A 17,047-nucleotide genomic window follows, 5' to 3' on the forward strand; every position below is an offset into this window, starting at 1 on the left:
CGCCGCCACGGTCCCGCCGGCTCCTGCTCGGCACCGGGACGGCGCGGCGAGGACGCAGAACGGCCCGCTCACCGAGGGTGGGCGGGCCGTTCGTGGGCAGGCGTCAGAGGCGCACGGGGTAGTGCGGCTCCGGGACCTCGGGGGACAGGCGCCCCTCGATGAAGATGCCGTGCCAGAGCATGAACACCAGCAGCGCCCACAGGCGGCGGCTGTGGTCCAGCACGCCGGAGCGGTGCTCCTCCAGCAGCTGCAGCACCGCCGTGCGGTTGAGCAGGTGGTCGGTCTGCGACTGCTGGATGATGTTGCGCGCCCAGTCGTGCATCTCGTCGCGCAGCCAGTGCTTGATCGGCACCGGGAAGCCCAGCTTGCGGCGGTTCAGCACGTGCGCCGGGACCACCTGGTACATCGCCTGGCGCAGCGCGTACTTGGTGGTCTCCTTGGTGATCTTCTGCTCCAGCGGCACCGTGCTGGCCACCCGGAAGACCTCCGGGTCCAGGAACGGCACGCGCAGCTCCAGCGAGTTGGCCATGGTCATCTTGTCGGCCTTGACCAGGATGTCGCCGCGCAGCCAGGTGAACAGGTCCACGTGCTGCATCCGGGTCACCGGGTCCCAGCCCGCCGACTGCCGGTACGGGCCCGAGGTGATGTCCCGGTGCGACACGCCCGGATCGTAGCTGCGCATCACGTTGCGCAGCTGGTCGTCCCGGAAGATCCGCGCGTTGCCGTAGTAGCGGTCCTCCAGGCTCAGCGCGCCGCGGCGCAGCAGGTCCTTGCCCCGCACGCCCTCCGGGATCGCGGTGGAGACCCGGCCCATCGCCTTGCGCAGCGCGCCCGGCACCTTCTCGAACGGCGCCAGCGACAGCGGCTCGCGGTAGATGGTGTAGCCGCCGAACAGCTCGTCGGCACCCTCACCGGAGAGCACCACCTTGACGTGCTGGCGCGCCTCGCGGGCGATGAACCACAGCGGCACCAGCGCCGGGTCGGCCACCGGGTCGTCCAGGTACCAGACGATCAGCGGCAGCGCCTCCATCATCTCCTCGGCGGAGACGGTGCGGACCACGTGCTTGACCCCGATCGCCGCGGCCGACTCGGCGGCCACGTCCACCTCCGAGTAGCCCTGCCGCTCGAAACCGGTGGTGAAGGTGATCAGGTTCGGGTTGTGCTCCTTGGCCAGCGCCGCGATCGCGGTGGAGTCGATGCCGCCGGACAGGAACGCCCCGACCGTGACGTCGGCGCGCATGTGCTTGGCCACCGAGTCGCGCATCACGTCGACGATCTCGTTGTGCAGCCGCCGCGCGTCGGCGTCGGTGTTCACCGGCCGGGAGTGGAAGTTCGGCTGGAAGTAGCGCTCGGTGACCAGCTGCCCGCCGGGGGAGACGGTGAACGAGGTGCCCGACTCGATGCGGCGGACCTGCCGGTGCAGCGTCTCCGGCTCCGGCACGTACTGCAGCTGCAGGTAGTGCTGCATCGCCTTGTGGTCCAGCTCCTCGGCGATGCGCAGCGTGCTGGCCAGCCTCAGCAGGCTCTTCTTCTCGCTGGAGAAGGCGGTGCCGCCCGGGCCGGAGGCGTAGAACAGCGGCTTGATGCCGAACGGGTCGCGGGCGCCGAAGACCACCTTGCGCTCGTTGTCCCAGATCAGGAACGCGAACATGCCGCGCAGCCGCCCGACCATGGAGGTGCCGAGGTAGTGGTAGGCGGCGACGATCACCTCGGTGTCGCCGTCGGTGCCGAACCGGGCGCCGAACCGCTCGATCAGCTCGGCCCGCAGCTCCAGGTAGTTGTAGATCTCACCGTTGAAGTTGATGGTGTACCGCTGCGGGGTTTCCGGCGGCCCCCAGGTCAACGGCTGGTGCGAGTGCTCCAGGTCGATGATCGACAGCCGGTTGAAGCCGAAGACGACCTCACCGCCGTGCCAGGTGTCGCTCTCGTCCGGTCCCCGGTGTCGCTGGCACGGCAGCGCGTTGGCCACCGCGTTCACCGCGAATCCGGCGTTCTCTTCCGTGGGACAGATCAGTCCAAGCAGGCCGCACACGCGTCTGGTGCACCTCTTCGAGTCGGCGGTGTCGTCTCTGGAGCCTCCCCCCGCGAAGGCCTGCCCCAGTATGCCGTCCTCCCGCACGCGCGCTGCACGCGCGGGTGAGGACGGGGCGACCTGGGCCGCGATCTCCAGTGCGCACGGGGCTGCGGTGCGGTGCCGGCAGGGCCGCCGCGGTTCCGCTGCGTGACCGCTCGCGCGAACGAGCGGGACGATCGACGCCCCCGAAGCAGTATCGCGGCTACACCTGGGCTAGGCTCTGCGCAGGATTCCGGCGGCAGATCCGGAGGTCCGGCTTCCAGGTCGGGCGCGGATCACCCGGCCGCACCGGTGAGTTTTGCACGAGGAGGCGTCGCGCAGTGGGCCTGAAGGAGGGGACCCGAGTGCCACGGCTGGTCAAAGTCGCTGGGCTGATCGGCCTGGTTGGTGTCGCGGCCACGGGTTGCACGACCGATGAGGTCCTGCGGTTCGGCTGGCCGGAGGGTGTCACCCCGCAGGCCGAGTCGATGCGAACCCTGTGGACCTGGTCGGTCATCGCGGCACTCGCGGTGGGTGTGATCGTGTGGGGGCTGATCTTCTGGTCGGTCGCCTTCCACCGCAAGAAGAAGGGTGACGAGGAGCTCCCCCGGCAGTTCCAGTACAACCTGCCACTGGAGTTGATCTACACCGCCATCCCGTTCGTGCTGGTGGTCGTGCTGTTCTACTTCACGGCGGTCACGCAGAACTACGTGCTGGCCAAGCCCGCGAACCCGGACCAGAAGGTCAACGTGGTCGCGTTCCAGTGGAACTGGGAGTTCAACTACCCCGAGTACAAGACGCCGGACGGTCAGCCGGTGCGCACCGTCGGCAGCAGCAGCGAGATCCCGCTGCTGGTCCTGCCGACCGGCGAGAGCATCGAGTACAACCTGAGCGCCACCGACGTCATCCACTCGTTCTTCGTCCCGGAGTTCCACTTCAAGCGGGACACCTTCCCGCACCCGGACAAGAACAACCAGGACAACGTCTTCCAGAACACCATCGAGCGGGAGGGCTCGTTCGTCGGCCGCTGCGCCGAGCTGTGCGGCACCTACCACGCGATGATGAACTTCGAGGTCCGGGCGCTGTCGCCGGACAAGTTCGACCGGTACATGCAGCTGCGCACGCAGGTCAACCCGGCGACCACCCAGCCGTACACGGCGGCGGAGGCGCTGACAAAGCTCGGCGAGGAGCGGCAGGACTGCGGCGAGCTGTGTGAGCCGCACGCGGTGACCGGCGTTCCGTTCAACACCGAACGCACCGGCGGAGCACCCTCCGGTCAGCAGGTCGGGACCAAGTAGTGGTGCCCTCGACAGGGCGTACGGCGTGAGAGCGAGGACTCCATGAAGATCGAATCCCGGATCTTCAACATCATCACCGTTTTCTTCTTCCTGTCCGCGATCGTGTACGGGGCCTGGGCCAAGGAGCCGGTGGGCACCGTGGCGCTGATCCTGGTCGGCGGCCTCTCGCTGATCATCGGCAGCTACTTCTCGTTCGTGGCCCGCCGGATCGAGGAGCGGCCGGAGGACAACCCGGACGCGGAGATCAGCGACGGTGCCGGTGAGCTGGGCTTCTTCAGCCCCGGCAGCTACTGGCCCGCTGGCGTGGCGGCGGCCGCCGCCTTCGCCGGCATCGCCCTGGCGTTCTTCCACGTGTGGATGATCGTCCTGGCGGTCGGCTTCATGCTGATCATGGTCGCCGGCCTGGTGTTCGAGTACCACACCGGCCAGGGCCATCACTGACGAAAACCCACGACGCAGGCCCCCGAGTCCCAGCGGACTCGGGGGCCTGCGTCGGTCTAGCATCGGTTCCGCACCCAGCTGCAGGAGGTTCCCCCCCGTGATCACCGCGATCGTGCTGATCCAGACCGCCGCCGACCGCCTCGCCGAAGCCGCCCAGGAGATCGCCGACCTGGACGGGGTCGACGAGGTCTACTCCTGCGCCGGTGACGTGGACCTGATCGCGATGCTGCGGGTCCGGCGGCACGAGGACCTGGCCGACATCGTGCCGGGGCGCATCAACAAGGTGGCCGGGGTGCTGGACACCGACACCCACATCGCCTTCCGCTCCTACTCCCGCCGGGACGAGGAGGCGGCCTTCTCCATCGGCCTGGAAGAGGAGTGAACCCCGGCGGCGACGGGCTCATCCCGTCGCCGCGGTGTCAGCCCAGCTCGACCTTGAGGGCGCAGGAGCGGATCGCCCAGCGGTTCAGCAGCTCCGCCGCAGCGCCGGAGTCGATCGCGTCCGCGACGCGGATCAACGCGTCGCTGAGCTGGCTGCTGAGGTCTTCCCCCGGCCCTTCGTAGGCCACCATCGCGCCCGCCGCGTTGAGCAGCACAGCGTCGCGCACGGGGCCCTCCGCGCCCGCCAGGAGGTCGAGGACCGCCTTCGCGTTCACCACCGCGTCGCCGCCCTGCAGGTCCTCCGGGCGGGCGTAGGCGACGCCGAAGTCCCGGGGGTCGATCCGCTCCTCGCGGACCACGCCGTCGTGGACCACCCAGACCGTGCTCAGCGTCGTGGTGGTGATCTCGTCCATGCCGTCGTCGCCGCGCACCACCAGCGCGGAGTTGCCGCGGGCCGCGAACACCTCGGCCACCACGGGCGCCATCCGGCGGTCCGCGCAGCCGATCAGCCCGGCCACCGGGCGCGCCGGGTTGGTCAGCGGGCCCAGCAGGTTGAACGCGGTCGGGATGCCGATCTCGCGGCGCGGGCCACCGGCGTGCTTGAACCCGGGGTGGAACACCGGCGCGAAGCAGAAGCCGATGCCGACGTCCTCGACGCAGCGCCGCACGCCCTCCGGCGGCAGGTCGATGGCGACGCCCAGCTCCTCGAGCACGTCGGCCGTGCCGCACTTGGAGGAGGCCGCCCGGTTGCCGTGCTTGACCACGGTGATGCCCGCGGCGGCGAGCACGATCGAAGCCATGGTGGAGATGTTCACGCTGCCGGTGCGGTCGCCACCGGTGCCGACGATGTCCACCGCGCGCTGCGCGATGTCCAGCTGGCGGGCGTGCGCGAGCATCGCGTCGGCCATGCCGCGGACCTCGGTCGGGGTCTCGCCCTTGGCGCGCAGCGCGACGACGAACGCGGCCACCCGCGCCGGGGTCGCCTCCCCGGACATGATCAGGTCCATCGCCCAGGCGGTGTCCTCCGCGGAGAGGTCCTCACCCGCGACCAGGGTGCCCAGCAGTCCCGCCCAGCTTCCCGCCATGGTTCCCACGCTTCTTCTCCGTGCTAGATCAGCGACGACAGCGGGCCCTCGAACCCGAGGGCCCGCTGACGCGTCGTCTGGAGTTCCGGTACCCGGACCGCGCCCACGGTAATCCGCGAGCGGCGGTCAGGTCCCGTCCCGGGATCAGGCCGGGACGGGCTTGCCCCTGGTGCGCAGCACCTCGGCGACGGTCTCGGCCGCGGCCAGCGGGTCGAGCGGGTGCACCAGCACCGCGTCCGCCTGCGACCAGGTGGCCAGCCACCGGTCGTCCTTGCGGCGCACCGCGACCACCACCGGCGGGCAGTGGGTGATCTCGTTCTTCAGCTGCCGGGACACGCCCATGCCGCCGGTGGGCTGCGCCTCGCCGTCCAGGATCACCAGGTCCGCCTCGCCCGCGTCGACCACGCTGAGCACGTCGGCGACGGTGCCGGCCTCGACGTAGTGCAGCCGGCCCAGGTCCGGGGCCGGGCGCCGACCGACCGCTGTGATAATCGCCTCCCGCACCTCGGGGCGGTGGCTGAACACGAGAACGTTGGTGGTCGGTGCGCTCATCGACGGCTCCTCAGTGTCTGCGGGACGCCCCGGCGGTGGGCCTGGCGAGGTCGCGAACTCCCCCGGATGCTATCGGCCGGACCGGGGCGAACAGTAGTCGCCCGGGCGAAATCGATCAGCTCGGCGCGCCGGGGTCGGGTTGCAGCGCGTCCCAGCCGTGCGCCTGGCCGCCGTGCCGCTGGGCCAGCCCGGCCATCCGCGAGCCCTCCTGTGAGCAATGCAACGCGTCGAGTTGTTGAACACGCAGGGCTACCACCGCGGTCAGCCCGGCTGCCTCGTCCACCGCGCCGCGCCCGCCCGGGCGCAGCTGCCAGCCGTCGGCCGCCAGCAGGCCGCGAGCCGACTCGATCGAGTGATCCGGGAGGGCGAGGTGGTGCCGCAGCACCGCAGGTCGTTCGGGTTGCCACTCATCCGATCGGGCTAGTGCCGCCGAGGCCGCCTCGGTCTCGTCGTAGGCGATCACCACGACCCGCAGATCCGGGTCATCTGCGCTGATCACAGGCTTGCGAGCGGCTCGTCGGGCGGCCCGCCAAGCGGACCAGCGGGTGCGAATGCCCTTCACGGTGCGTCACCTCCGGGTTGCGATCCGATCACCCTGCGGCCGACCTGGTGGACCCGAAGGCGCGAGCGGAAAAGTCGCAAGACATAATGCGTCGCGTGACAACGGCAGCGCCCTCAATCAGTCAACGCGTGCACTCGCTGAACCGGCCGAACATGGTCAGCGTGGGCACCATCGTTTGGTTGGCCAGCGAGCTGATGTTCTTCGCTGGGCTCTTCGCCATGTTCTTCACGGTGAAGGCGCAGAACGAGGGCCCGTGGCCGCCACCGCCCAGCGAGCTGAACCTCGCCTACGCCCTCCCCTTCACCGTCATCCTGGTGTTGTCCTCGTTCACCTGCCAGTGGGGGGTGTTCGCGGCTGAGCGGGGCGACGTGTTCGGCCTCCGCCGGTGGTACGTGATCACGCTGATCATGGGCACGGTCTTCGTGCTGGGGCAGGCCGGTGAGTACTACACGCTGGTCACCGAGCACGCCACCACGATCGCGTCGTCGGCCTACGGCACCGTCTTCTACATGACGACCGGCTTCCACGGGCTGCACGTCATCGGCGGTCTGGTCGCCTTCGTCTTCCTGATCATCCGGACGAAGCTGAGCAAGTTCACGCCAGCGCAGGCCATCGCAGCCATCGTGGTGTCGTACTACTGGCACTTCGTGGACATCGTGTGGATCGGCCTGTTCGCCGTGATCTACCTCGTCCCGTGATGGCCGGGAGCCGGGTCACCACGACCGGCTTCTTCGAACGAGGACGAAACCGAACACCCCGAACCGGACAGCAAGGGTTGCCGCACTCATGACCACCAACAAGAAACGGAACCGCGCGGGCTCGAAGCTCAAGCGGCGGATCTCCGGTGTACTGGCGCTGGGCATCGCGCTGGTGGGTGCCGGTGGGCTGTACACCGTCGTGACTCCCGAGCCGCAGACCGCGCAGGCCGCTGCGGAGCCCGCTCTGGTGAGGCAGGGCGAGCAGCTCTACAACAACGCCTGCATCAGCTGCCACGGCACCAACCTGCAGGGCGTCCAGGACCGCGGTCCGAGCCTGGTCGGTGTCGGCGAGGCCGCCGTGCACTTCCAGGTCTCCACCGGCCGGATGCCGATGGTGCGCCAGGAGGCGCAGGCGATGCGCAAGCCGCCGAAGTTCAGCCCCGAGGAGATCGACGCGCTGGGCGCGTACGTGCAGACCTACGGCGGCGGACCCGAGTCGCCGAAGCAGGCCGGTGCGGCGCTGCAGGGCGAGAACCCGGCGCGCGGCGCCGAGCTGTTCCGCCTCAACTGCGCCTCCTGCCACAACTTCACCGGGCGCGGTATCGCGATGTCCTCCGGCAAGTTCGCGCCGAACCTGCACGAGTCGACCGAGCAGGACATCTACGAGGCGATGCTCACCGGGCCGCAGAACATGCCGAAGTTCTCGGACCGGCAGCTCACCCCGGAGGAGAAGAAGGACATCATCGCCTACGTCAAGTCCGTGACGAACGGGAACAACAACCCCGGCGGCAACGACCTGGGTGGTTATGGTCCGGGACCGGAAGGCGTCATCGCCTGGGTGGTGGGCATCGGCGCGCTGATCGGCCTCACCCTGTGGATCGGAGCCAGGGCATGAGTGAGCAGAACAAGGAATACACAGAGGCCGAACTGGCTGAGATGAGCCGCGACGAGAAGATGCGGCTCGGCCTGGCCCTCGACGACGTCGAGCTCGTCGAGTACCAGGAGCAGTGGCCCGTCAAGGGCACCCGCGCGGAGCGCCGCGCGGAGCGCAACGTCGCGGGCTGGTTCGCGCTGTCCGGCCTGTCGGCGCTGGCGTTCATCGCCGTCTTCGTCTTCTGGCCGTGGGACTACGTGCCGCCGTCGGACGAGCGCGGGTACTTCATCTACTCGCTGTACAACCCGCTGGTCGGCTTCTTCTTCGGGCTGGCGGTCCTGTCCGTGGGCATCGGTGTGGTGCAGTACCAGAAGAAGTTCATCCCGCACGAGGTCGCCGTCCAGCAGCGCCACGACGGGCACGGCTCGGACGAGGTTGACCGCCAGACGGCCACCGCGATCCTGGCCGACGCCGGGGACAAGAGCGGCATCGCCCGCCGGTCGATGATCAAGCGCACCGCCGGGTTCGGCGTCGGCGCCTTCGGCCTCGGCGCCGGTGTGATGGCCATCGGCGGCCTGGTCCGCAACCCCTGGGCGACCACCGGCCCGGAGTCGCTGCAGCACACCGGCTGGCTGTCGGAGACCGGCGAGAAGACCTACCTGCGCCGCGACACCGGCAACAAGCACGAGGTCTCGCTGCTGCGCCCGGAGGACATCGACGCGGGCGGCTTCGAGACGGTCTACCCCTTCCGCGAGTCCATGCGCGGCACCGAGGAGCTGGAGACCTCGCTGCGCAAGGGCGACGCGCCGGTCATGCTGATCCGGCTGCGCCCGGGCAGCAAGCCCGTCAAGCGCAAGGGGCAGGAGGACTTCAACTACGGCGACTACTACGCCTACTCGAAGATCTGCACCCACGTCGGCTGCCCGACCTCGCTGTTCGAGCAGCAGACCGGGCGCCTGCTCTGCCCGTGCCACCAGTCGCAGTTCGACGTGGTCAACACCTACGCCAAGCCGGTCTTCGGTCCGGCGACGCGGGCGCTGCCGCAGCTGCCGATCACGGTGGACGAGGACGGCTACTTCGTGGCCAAGGGCGACTTCATCGAACCGGTGGGTCCCGCGTACTGGGAGCGTAACGCATGAGCTCGATCACCCAACCGACGAAATCGGAGAGCGCCGCGTACCGCAAGATCGCCACGGCGGCTGACGAGCTCGACTCGCGCTACCACCTGGCCAAGGGCATGCGGCGGCAGCTGAACAAGGTCTTTCCCACGCACTGGTCGTTCCTGCTCGGGGAGATCTGCCTCTACACGTTCATCATCCTGATCGTCACGGGCGTTTACCTGACCTTGTTCTTCGACCCCTCCATGGAGGAGGTCGTCTACGACGGCGTCTACCAGAACATGCAGGGCATCCCGATGTCCCGCGCGTTCGAGAGCACGCTGAACATCTCGTTCGAGGTGCGCGGCGGCCTGTTCATCCGGCAGTTGCACCACTGGGCGGCGCTGATCTTCGTCGCCGCGATGATGCTGCACATGTTCCGGGTGTTCTTCACCGGAGCGTTCCGCCGCCCGCGCGAGGCCAACTGGACCATCGGCGCGCTGCTGCTGATGCTGGGCATGTTCGAGGGCTTCTTCGGCTACTCGCTGCCGGACGACGTGCTGTCCGGCACCGGCATCCGCGCCACCATGTCGGGCATCGTGCTGTCCATCCCGGTGATCGGCACCTGGCTGCACTGGGCCCTGTTCGGTGGCGAGTACCCGGGCCACGAGATCATCCCGCGGCTGTACACGCTGCACGTGCTGATCATCCCGGGCATCATGCTCGGCCTGGTCGCGGCGCACCTGGCGCTGGTCTGGTACCAGAAGCACACCCAGTTCCCGGGCGTGCGGCGCACCGAGGGCAACGTCGTCGGCGTCCGTATCATGCCGGTGTTCGCGCTCAAGGGCGGTGCGTTCTTCGCGCTGGTCACCGGTGTCTGCGCGATCATGGCGGGTGTTTTCCAGATCAACGCGATCTGGCACATCGGCCCGTACAACGCCTCGCAGGTCTCGGCGGCCTCGCAGCCCGACTGGTACCTGATGTGGGCGGACGGCATCCTGCGCGTCTGGCCCGCCTGGGAGCTCTACATCGGGCCGTACACGGTGCCGCCGGTGTTCTTCGCGGGCATCATCGGCATGGGCATCATGTTCACCACGCTGATCGCGTACCCGATGATCGAGCGCAAGCTCACCAAGGACAACGCGCACCACAACCTGCTGCAACGGCCGCGGGACACCCCGGTCCGCACCGGTCTGGGCGTGATGGCGCTGACGTTCTTCGGGGTGCTGTTCATCTCGGGTGCCAACGACATCGTGGCGTTCCAGTTCAACATCTCGCTGAACCTGATGACCTGGGCTGGCCGCATCGGTCTGCTGGTGCTGCCGCCGATCGCCTACTACATCACCTACCGGATCTGCCTGGGCTTGCAGCACAGCGACCGCGAGGTGCTGGACCACGGCGTGGAGACCGGCATCATCAAGCGCCTGCCGCACGGTGAGTTCATCGAGGTCCACCAGCCGCTCGGCCCGGTGGACGACCACGGCCACCCGGAGCCGCTGCCCTACCAGGGCGCTCCGGTGCCGAAGAAGATGAACAAGCTCGGCGCGGCTGGCAGCCCCGTCGCGGGCAGCCTGCTCCGCCCGGACCCGGTGGACGAGACCACCGCCCTGGAGCGGGCGCGGCACCAGGCCGCCGAGCGCGACGCGGAGGTCGAGGCTGCCGCCGAGGAGCGCGAGCTCACGGCGGGCAAGCCGCAGCAGCCCACTGAGTGAGGCATCAGCCGCTGTCACCGAAGAGGCCCGGCACCCGACGAGGGTGCCGGGCCTCTTCGCTACGCCAACCCAACGCCCCAACCGACCCCAGGCCCGCAGTTTCAACTGAAACTGCGATCTACCGTGCCTGGGGCCCGCAGTTTCAACTGAAACTGTGATCTGCCGTGGGTGGGGCCCGCAGTTTCAACTGAAACTGTGATCTGCCGTGGGTGGGGTTCGCAGTTTCAACTGAAACTGTGGTCCGGCGTGGGTGGGGCCCGCAGTTTCAGTTGAAACTGTGGTCCGGCGTGGGTGGGGTTTGCGGTTTCAGTTGAAACTGCGGTTGGGGTCAGTCGATGGCTGCGTAGGCGGTTCGGCCGTTGATGGCCTTGTCCAGCCAGGTTTGCCAGGCGCCCGCCGCACCCGCCGGTTCGGTCCACGGGGTGGAGCAGCGGACCAGGCGGGTGCCGCCGGTGGTCAACCAGCGGTAGACCACCCGGGCCTCGTCCGCGGTGGTGCCGCGCAGCGGGCCGGGGCCCGGGATGACGGTCTCCGCCGACGCCTGCAGCAGGTCCACGACCGGCATCGGGGGAACGCCGCGGCGCGCGGTCCCGGCCGCGGCCAGCTTGCCGTGGCGGATCACCGACAGGTGCCAGCCACCGCGACCGTCCGGCCGGGCCGCGACCAGCTCGGCGACCGACGCCAGCGCGGCCAGCCGCTGGCCGCGGTCCAGCGAGCGGACCAACCCGGCGAGCTGGTCGCGGTGCGCGGCGGCGTCCTCGAACCGCTGGAGCGCCGAGAGGCGGTCGAGCTCGTCGCGCAGGCGCTCCAGCAGGACGGCGCTGCGGCCGCCGATGACCTCGCGGATGGAGATCACCTCGGGTTCGTACTCCGCGGCGCTCTGACGGCCTGCACAGGGCGCGCCACAGCGCCCCAGCTCGTACAGGGCGCACGGACGCCCCTGCGGGGCTCGCGCCGGGATGCGCTCCGTGCACCGGCGCACCGCCGTCACCGCTTGCAGCGCTTCGACGGCGTCGGCGGCGGTCTGGCGGGATCGGAACGGTCCCATCGCGTCCGGCTTGGGGGTGCGCACGATCGACAGGCGCGGGAACGGCTCTTCGGTCAGCACCACCCACCAGGCGCGCTGCGGGTGCTTGGAGCGGCGGTTGTAGCGCGGTTGGTGCGCGGCGAGCAGCCGTAGCTCCCGCACTTCGGCCTCCAGCGGGTGCGCGCACTCGACGTGGTCGACGCGCTCGGCGATCGCCACCATCTCCTTGACCCGGCTGCGCCGCTCGCCAGCCGTGAAGTACTGCCGGACCCGCCGCCGCAGGTCCGTCGCGGTGCCCACGTAGAGCACCTCGTTGTTGGGCCCGCGGAACAGGTACACGCCGGGCGCGTTCGGCAGCTGGTCGGCGAGCCCGCGCTTGCCGCGCTGCTGCGGGGTGACGTCCGGGAGGTGGCTGAGCAGGTCGTCCAGCGTCCGCAGGCCCAGCGACCCGACCCGCTCCAGCAGCGAGTGCAGCACGTCGACGGTGGCGCGGGCGTCGTCCAGCGCCCGGTGCACCGGTTCGGTCCGCGCACCCAGCACCCGGGCGAGCGTGCCGAGCTTGTAGTTCGGCGTCTCGTCCTTGGTCAGCACCCGGCGGGCCAGCCGGACGGTGTCCACGACCTGCGGTTTTGGCCAGCGCAGGCCGAGCCGCTCGCAGTTGGCGCGCAGGAACCCGGTGTCGAACGGGGCGTTGTGCGCGACCAGCACGCAACCGCGGCAGAACTCCAGGAAGGCGGGCAGGACGGTGTCCATCCGGGGCGCGTCGACGACCATCGCCTCGGTGATGCCGGTGATCGTCACGACCGCGGGCGGGATGCCCCGCTCCGGGTTGACCAGGGTGGCGAACTCGCCGAGCACCTCGCCGCCGCGGATCTTGACCGCGCCGATCTCGGTCACCGCGTCCTGACCGCGATCACCGCCGGTGGTCTCCAGGTCGACGACCACGAAGGTCACCTCGTGCAGCGGGACTTCCTCGCTGGTCAGGATCTCGTCGAAGGACAGCTGCGGGTGCGCGGACATCGGCGATCACGTTACGTCCCGCTACCGACAGCGCGGTGGATGCGGGGTTCCGGGCCTCCGGCGATTAGCCTGTGGGGGTGGCGCCACCGATGCCGGGGTCAGCGGACACCCCCGAACCTGACGAGTCTGCTGTGGACAGTGCACAGCAGACCGGCGGTGCGTCGTCCGTGGAGTGGGACGACCTGCCCGGCCCGCTGCGCGCCAGGCTCGCCGAACTGGCCGCGGGCGCCTTGGGCGAGATGCGTCCGACGGACGTGCCGGTGCAGCTGCGCCCGGTGGTCAAGTTCGCCCCGGCCAAGCGCGCCAAACTGGGACAGTCGGCGCTGCTCGCCGCGTTGCGCGACTCCTCGGTGTTCCGCACCGCGGTGGTGGACTGGTGCTGCAAGCACCGCCCGGAGGCGCTCGCCCTCGACGCGCAGGACCCGGTCGTGGTCGCCGCGGCGGCGGTGCTGCAGGGCTCGCCGATCGCGCCGCACTACGCCGAGCTCATCGGCTTCCGCGCCGAGCAGGGCCAGCTGCGCAGCGAACGCGACTCCGCGGTGGCCCGGGCTGAGCGCCTGTCCGCCGAAGTGGACCGGCTGCGTGCCGAACTCGCCGAAGCCCGCCGCGCCGCGGACCGGGTGGGGGAGGAGAACAGCACCGAAGCCGACCGGCTCCGCAAACGCCTCCGCGAGCAGGGCGTGCGGCTCAAGGAGGCCAAGGACGCCGCGGAGCGGGCGGGTGGCGAGCTGGCGGCCATGCGGGCGGAGCGCGACGCGGAGGTCGCGGAGATCGCCGCGGAGCGCGATCGGGAGCGGGCGCGGGCGCGGGATGAGCGGCGGCGCGCGGAGCGCGCGAACGCCGAGGTCGAGGTGGCGCGGCAGAGCGCCCGAGAAGCCCGGCAGGGCGACGAGGTGCGCTTGGCGCTGCTGCTGGAGACGCTGGAGGGCGCCGTGGGTGGCCTGCGGCGGGAGCTCGGCGCGAGCGGGAGCGGGCCGCGGCCCGCGGACGTGGTGCAGCGGGTGCGGGCGCATTCCGGGGCCACCGGCGAGGTCCCGGACGTGGCGGCGCTGGACCGGTTGCTGGGGCTGCCCGCCGTGCACCTCATCGTGGACGGCTACAACGTGACCAAGACCGGGTACCCGGAGCTGCCGCTGTCGGACCAGCGGGACCGGTTGGCGCACCAGCTGGCGGCGCTGGCCGCGCGGACCGGTGCGGAGGTCACGGTGGTCTTCGACGGCGCCGACGTGCTGGCGGTGCCGACGGCCGGGCCGCGCGGGGTGCGGGTGCTGTTCAGCGAACCCGGGGTGCAGGCCGACGACGTGATCCGCGACCTGGTCTCGGCCGAGCCGAAGGGGCGTCAGGTGGTGGTGGCGACCTCGGACCGCGCGGTGGTCACCTCCGTGCAGCGGCGCGGGGCGTACGCGGTGCCCTCGGCGATGCTGCTGGCGCGGCTGAACCGGGTCTGACCCCTTGGCGACGGGATCGACCGCCCGCAGATCGGGCGCGGCGTGGTCGATCTCATAGGAGATCACCCGGGTGAGTTCGATCTCCGGGTCCGCGGTTGCTGATCTTCATGATTCCAGGTGATCCGAGCGCCAAGTTCGTCACCGTGAGCGCATGCCTCTCCTCCGTTAGGGATCTTGTGCGGAGGTGCGCACATTTTGGCCCCCGCTTCTGGACGTTGCGCCTCACCTTTCGTAACCTACTCGGGACCTCGTGGCGATCAGTTGCCCAGACCGGGTGGCCCACGGGGCACCGCTGGAACGACTTGTCGGGGAGTCGGCCAGACCGGAGACGGGGGCATCCGGTCAGGTGAGCGGGTGGAGAAGCAGAAGGAGCAGTGCGCGACGTGGCGTCGCACCGACTTAAGCGATCTCTGCGAGGAGCCCTGGCCGCGACTGCGGTTGTCGCCGTCGTTGGCATGACCTCCGGGCCGGCGCTCGCAGACCCACAACTTCCCGACAACGCCTCGGACGCCGCCAAGCAGGTGCGCGAGCTGCAGCACAAGGCTGAGCAGCTCACCGAGGACATGAAGAAGGCCGAGGACGACCACAAGGCCAAGCAGGCCGAGCTCGACCGGGCCAACGCCGAGGCGGGCCAGGCGGAGCAGGTCGCCAACCAGGCCAGGGCCGACGAGGAGAAGTTCCGCGGTCAGGTCGACCAGCTGACCCACGCCTCCTACCAGGGCGCCCGGCTGAACAAGCTGTCCGCGCTGCTGGTGAGCGAAACACCCGAGGACTTCCTCAACCGGGCGTCCGCGCTGGACGCGCTGGCCAAGGACAACAACGAAGCGGTCCAGGCGCTGGCCTCCGCCCGCCGGCAGGCCGAGGACGCCGAGCGCGCCGCGCAGGACGCCCGCAACCGGGCGGCGCAGGCCGAGGCCGACGCGGCACGCCTCCTCGAGGACTTCCACAAGAAGTCCGACGAGATGGACGAGCAGATCGACAAGGTCAAGGAGCGCTACGCCGAGCTTTCCGGCGCCGACCAGGACTCGCTGAAGACCGACGGTGACCTCGACGTCGGCCTGATCGGCGGCTCCGGCACGGCGGTCAAGGCCGTCAACTACGCGCTGAGCAAGCAGGGCTCGCCGTACGTGTGGGGCGCCAAGGGGCCGTCGCAGTTCGACTGCTCCGGGCTGACCTACTGGGCCTACAAGCAGGCCGGGGTCACCCTCGGCGGTTCCACCAAGACCCAGGTCAACCAGGGGCGTTCGGTCTCCGCGGGCGACCTGAAGCCGGGTGACCTGATCTTCTACTACAGCCCGGTCAGCCACGTGGCGATCTACATCGGCAACGGCAAGGCGGTGCACGCGCCGACCACCAACGACGTCGTCAAGGTCTCCAGCTACAAGAACATCGGTCCGGTGACGGCGATCCGCCGCGTCGCGGGCTGAACCGACTGATCGCAACGGGGCCGGTGCGCAGCCGCGCACCGGCCCCGAGTGCTCTTGCGCGAGGCCGGACGGTGTCCGGAATGTCCCCCGCCCTACGATGCGCCGTGTGCTGGGGTCGGAGGGCGTTCGGGGGTGGCTGGCGGTGGTCGCGTCCGGTGCGGTGCTGGTCGGGATGACGGCCATCGGCCTGCCCGCGCTGCCGGGGGTGCCGCAGGTCGTCGAGCAGGCGCAGTCGGTGGTTTCGGGGGCAGTGCCGGAAATCGCGGTGCAGGAGTTGCTCGCGCGGCGCGCCGCCGCGGTCCGAGCTGGGGACGAGGCGGCGTTCGCGGCCACAGTGGACCCGTTGGCGCCGGAGCACTTCCGGCAGCGGCAGCTGGCGTGGTTCCGGGCCCTGGCGACCGTTCCGCTCGCCGAGTGGTCGTACCAGCTCGACGCGACCGAGCCGCCGGTCCCGGGTGGGGTGTGGCGGCCGGACGTCGCGCTGCGCTACGCGCTGGCCGGTGTGGACGGAGTTCCGACGCAGCGCTCGGTCGAGCACTCCTTCGTGCGCCGGGGCGGTTCCTGGTTCGTCGCGGACGATTCCGGGCGGCACCGGTGGCGCGGACCCTGGGACTTCGGCCCGTGCCACGTCGCGCGTACCGCGAACGGGCTGGTGATCGGGCACGAGCGGGAACCGGTCGAGCGGGTGGCGCGGCAGCTGGACGCCGTGGTCCGCGACGTGACCGGCGTGTGGGGCCCGGGCTGGGACCAGCGGGTGGGGGTGCTGATCCCGGCCTCGCAGGAGGAGTTGCGCGCGATGGTGGGCGCCGGGTTCGCGGTGGAGGGGATCGCGGCGGTCGCGGTGGCGGACCGGGTGGACACCGCGGCGCACCGGGTCGAGGGACCGCGGGTGGTGCTCAACCCGAGGACGGCGGCTGAGTTGTCCGACGCGGCGCTGAAAGTGGTGCTGCGCCACGAGGTCACCCACATCGCCACGCGCCCGTACACAGTGGATGGTGCTCCGCTGTGGGTGCGCGAGGGCTTCGCCGACTACGTCGGCTACCGCGGCACCGGGCTGCCGCCGCGCGACATCGCCCCGGCACTGGCCCGCCAGCTGCGCACCAGCGGCCCGCCCGAGCAGCTGCCGGGGAGTGCCGAGTTCCACCAGGCGGGCCGCCGCCTGGACCTGGCCTACCAGCAGTCCTGGTCCCTCGTCCGCCACCTGGTCGACCGCTTCGGTGAACAGCGGGTGGTCCAGCTCTACCGCCGGATCGCGGCCACCGACTCACCAGCGGAGGTGGAAGCCGCCCTCCGCGGGGAAACCGGCCTGACCACGGCCGAGCTCACCGCGGACTGGGCCGCTTCCCTGCCCGCCGCCTTCGGTTCGTGAGTG

Annotated in this window: 15 protein-coding genes; 10 read left to right on the forward strand and 5 right to left on the reverse strand. The window is 70.3% G+C overall.

Annotated features, from left to right (window positions below):
- Nucleotides 1–103 precede the first annotated feature (103 nt).
- Nucleotides 104–2,032 carry an asparagine synthase (glutamine-hydrolyzing) gene (gene asnB / locus ABT324_RS22995; protein ID WP_351181151.1) on the reverse strand — a complete coding sequence of 643 codons (1,929 nt, stop codon included), beginning with the start codon at nucleotides 2,030–2,032 and terminating at the stop codon, nucleotides 104–106.
- 362 nt (nucleotides 2,033–2,394) lie between these two features.
- On the opposite strand from asnB, the gene ctaC reads away from it, so the two are divergent.
- The 3 genes from ctaC (at nucleotide 2,395) to ABT324_RS23010 (ending at nucleotide 4,174) form a co-directional block, all read left to right on the forward strand.
- Nucleotides 2,395–3,351 carry an aa3-type cytochrome oxidase subunit II gene (gene ctaC / locus ABT324_RS23000; protein WP_351181154.1) on the forward strand — a complete coding sequence of 319 codons (957 nt, stop codon included), beginning with the start codon at nucleotides 2,395–2,397 and terminating at the stop codon, nucleotides 3,349–3,351.
- Between the two features lie 42 nt (nucleotides 3,352–3,393).
- Nucleotides 3,394–3,792 carry a cytochrome c oxidase subunit 4 gene (locus ABT324_RS23005; protein ID WP_351181157.1) on the forward strand — a complete coding sequence of 133 codons (399 nt, stop codon included), beginning with the start codon at nucleotides 3,394–3,396 and terminating at the stop codon, nucleotides 3,790–3,792.
- Nucleotides 3,793–3,889: 97 nt separating this feature from the next.
- Nucleotides 3,890–4,174, forward strand: coding sequence for an Lrp/AsnC family transcriptional regulator (locus tag ABT324_RS23010; RefSeq protein ID WP_351181160.1), 285 nt, complete (start codon nucleotides 3,890–3,892; stop codon nucleotides 4,172–4,174).
- Between the two features lie 37 nt (nucleotides 4,175–4,211).
- Here the strand turns inward: ABT324_RS23010 and trpD are convergent, their stop codons facing one another.
- The 3 genes from trpD to ABT324_RS23025 form a co-directional block, all read right to left on the reverse strand.
- Nucleotides 4,212–5,258: an anthranilate phosphoribosyltransferase gene (gene trpD / locus ABT324_RS23015; RefSeq protein WP_351181162.1), complete on the reverse strand. Its 1,047-nt coding sequence runs from the start codon at nucleotides 5,256–5,258 to the stop codon at nucleotides 4,212–4,214.
- 144 nt (nucleotides 5,259–5,402) lie between these two features.
- Nucleotides 5,403–5,810 carry a response regulator gene (locus ABT324_RS23020; protein WP_351181165.1) on the reverse strand — a complete coding sequence of 136 codons (408 nt, stop codon included), beginning with the start codon at nucleotides 5,808–5,810 and terminating at the stop codon, nucleotides 5,403–5,405.
- 115 nt (nucleotides 5,811–5,925) lie between these two features.
- Nucleotides 5,926–6,309, reverse strand: coding sequence for a hypothetical protein (locus tag ABT324_RS23025; protein WP_351181168.1), 384 nt, complete (start codon nucleotides 6,307–6,309; stop codon nucleotides 5,926–5,928).
- A 149-nt stretch (nucleotides 6,310–6,458) separates the two neighbouring features.
- Here ABT324_RS23025 and ctaE point away from each other — a divergent pair, with 149 nt between their 5' ends.
- The 4 genes from ctaE to qcrB all read left to right on the forward strand — a co-directional run bounded on the left by ctaE (nucleotide 6,459) and on the right by qcrB (nucleotide 10,753).
- Nucleotides 6,459–7,070 (forward strand): aa3-type cytochrome oxidase subunit III, encoded by a 612-nt coding sequence (gene ctaE / locus ABT324_RS23030; RefSeq protein WP_351181171.1) that lies wholly within the window; start codon nucleotides 6,459–6,461, stop codon nucleotides 7,068–7,070.
- Nucleotides 7,071–7,158: 88 nt separating this feature from the next.
- Entirely contained in the window at nucleotides 7,159–7,965 is an 807-nt protein-coding gene (gene qcrC, locus ABT324_RS23035; protein ID WP_351181174.1) for a cytochrome bc1 complex diheme cytochrome c subunit, read from the forward strand.
- Nucleotides 7,962–9,083 (forward strand): cytochrome bc1 complex Rieske iron-sulfur subunit, encoded by a 1,122-nt coding sequence (qcrA, locus tag ABT324_RS23040; protein WP_351181177.1) that lies wholly within the window; start codon nucleotides 7,962–7,964, stop codon nucleotides 9,081–9,083. Before qcrC ends, qcrA begins: the two co-directional genes overlap by 4 nt.
- The gene (gene qcrB, locus ABT324_RS23045; protein WP_351181180.1) at nucleotides 9,080–10,753 is read left to right on the forward strand and encodes a cytochrome bc1 complex cytochrome b subunit; all 1,674 of its coding nucleotides are present in this window, start codon (nucleotides 9,080–9,082) and stop codon (nucleotides 10,751–10,753) included. Before qcrA ends, qcrB begins: the two co-directional genes overlap by 4 nt.
- Before the next feature lie 328 nt (nucleotides 10,754–11,081).
- Here the strand turns inward: qcrB and ABT324_RS23050 are convergent, their stop codons facing one another.
- Nucleotides 11,082–12,800 carry a DEDD exonuclease domain-containing protein gene (locus ABT324_RS23050; protein WP_351181183.1) on the reverse strand — a complete coding sequence of 573 codons (1,719 nt, stop codon included), beginning with the start codon at nucleotides 12,798–12,800 and terminating at the stop codon, nucleotides 11,082–11,084.
- Nucleotides 12,801–12,889: 89 nt separating this feature from the next.
- Here ABT324_RS23050 and ABT324_RS23055 point away from each other — a divergent pair, with 89 nt between their 5' ends.
- From ABT324_RS23055 to ABT324_RS23065, 3 genes are all read left to right on the forward strand, one after another.
- Entirely contained in the window at nucleotides 12,890–14,248 is a 1,359-nt protein-coding gene (locus ABT324_RS23055; protein ID WP_351181186.1) for an NYN domain-containing protein, read from the forward strand.
- A 455-nt stretch (nucleotides 14,249–14,703) separates the two neighbouring features.
- Nucleotides 14,704–15,675, forward strand: coding sequence for a C40 family peptidase (locus ABT324_RS23060; protein ID WP_351181189.1), 972 nt, complete (start codon nucleotides 14,704–14,706; stop codon nucleotides 15,673–15,675).
- A gap of 106 nt (nucleotides 15,676–15,781) precedes the next feature.
- Nucleotides 15,782–17,044 carry a peptidase MA family metallohydrolase gene (locus ABT324_RS23065; RefSeq protein WP_351181192.1) on the forward strand — a complete coding sequence of 421 codons (1,263 nt, stop codon included), beginning with the start codon at nucleotides 15,782–15,784 and terminating at the stop codon, nucleotides 17,042–17,044.
- Nucleotides 17,045–17,047 lie beyond the last annotated feature (3 nt).

Origin of the sequence: Saccharopolyspora sp. NPDC000359 (assembly GCF_040300525.1) — a bacterium.
Lineage (GTDB): Bacteria > Actinomycetota > Actinomycetes > Mycobacteriales > Pseudonocardiaceae > Saccharopolyspora.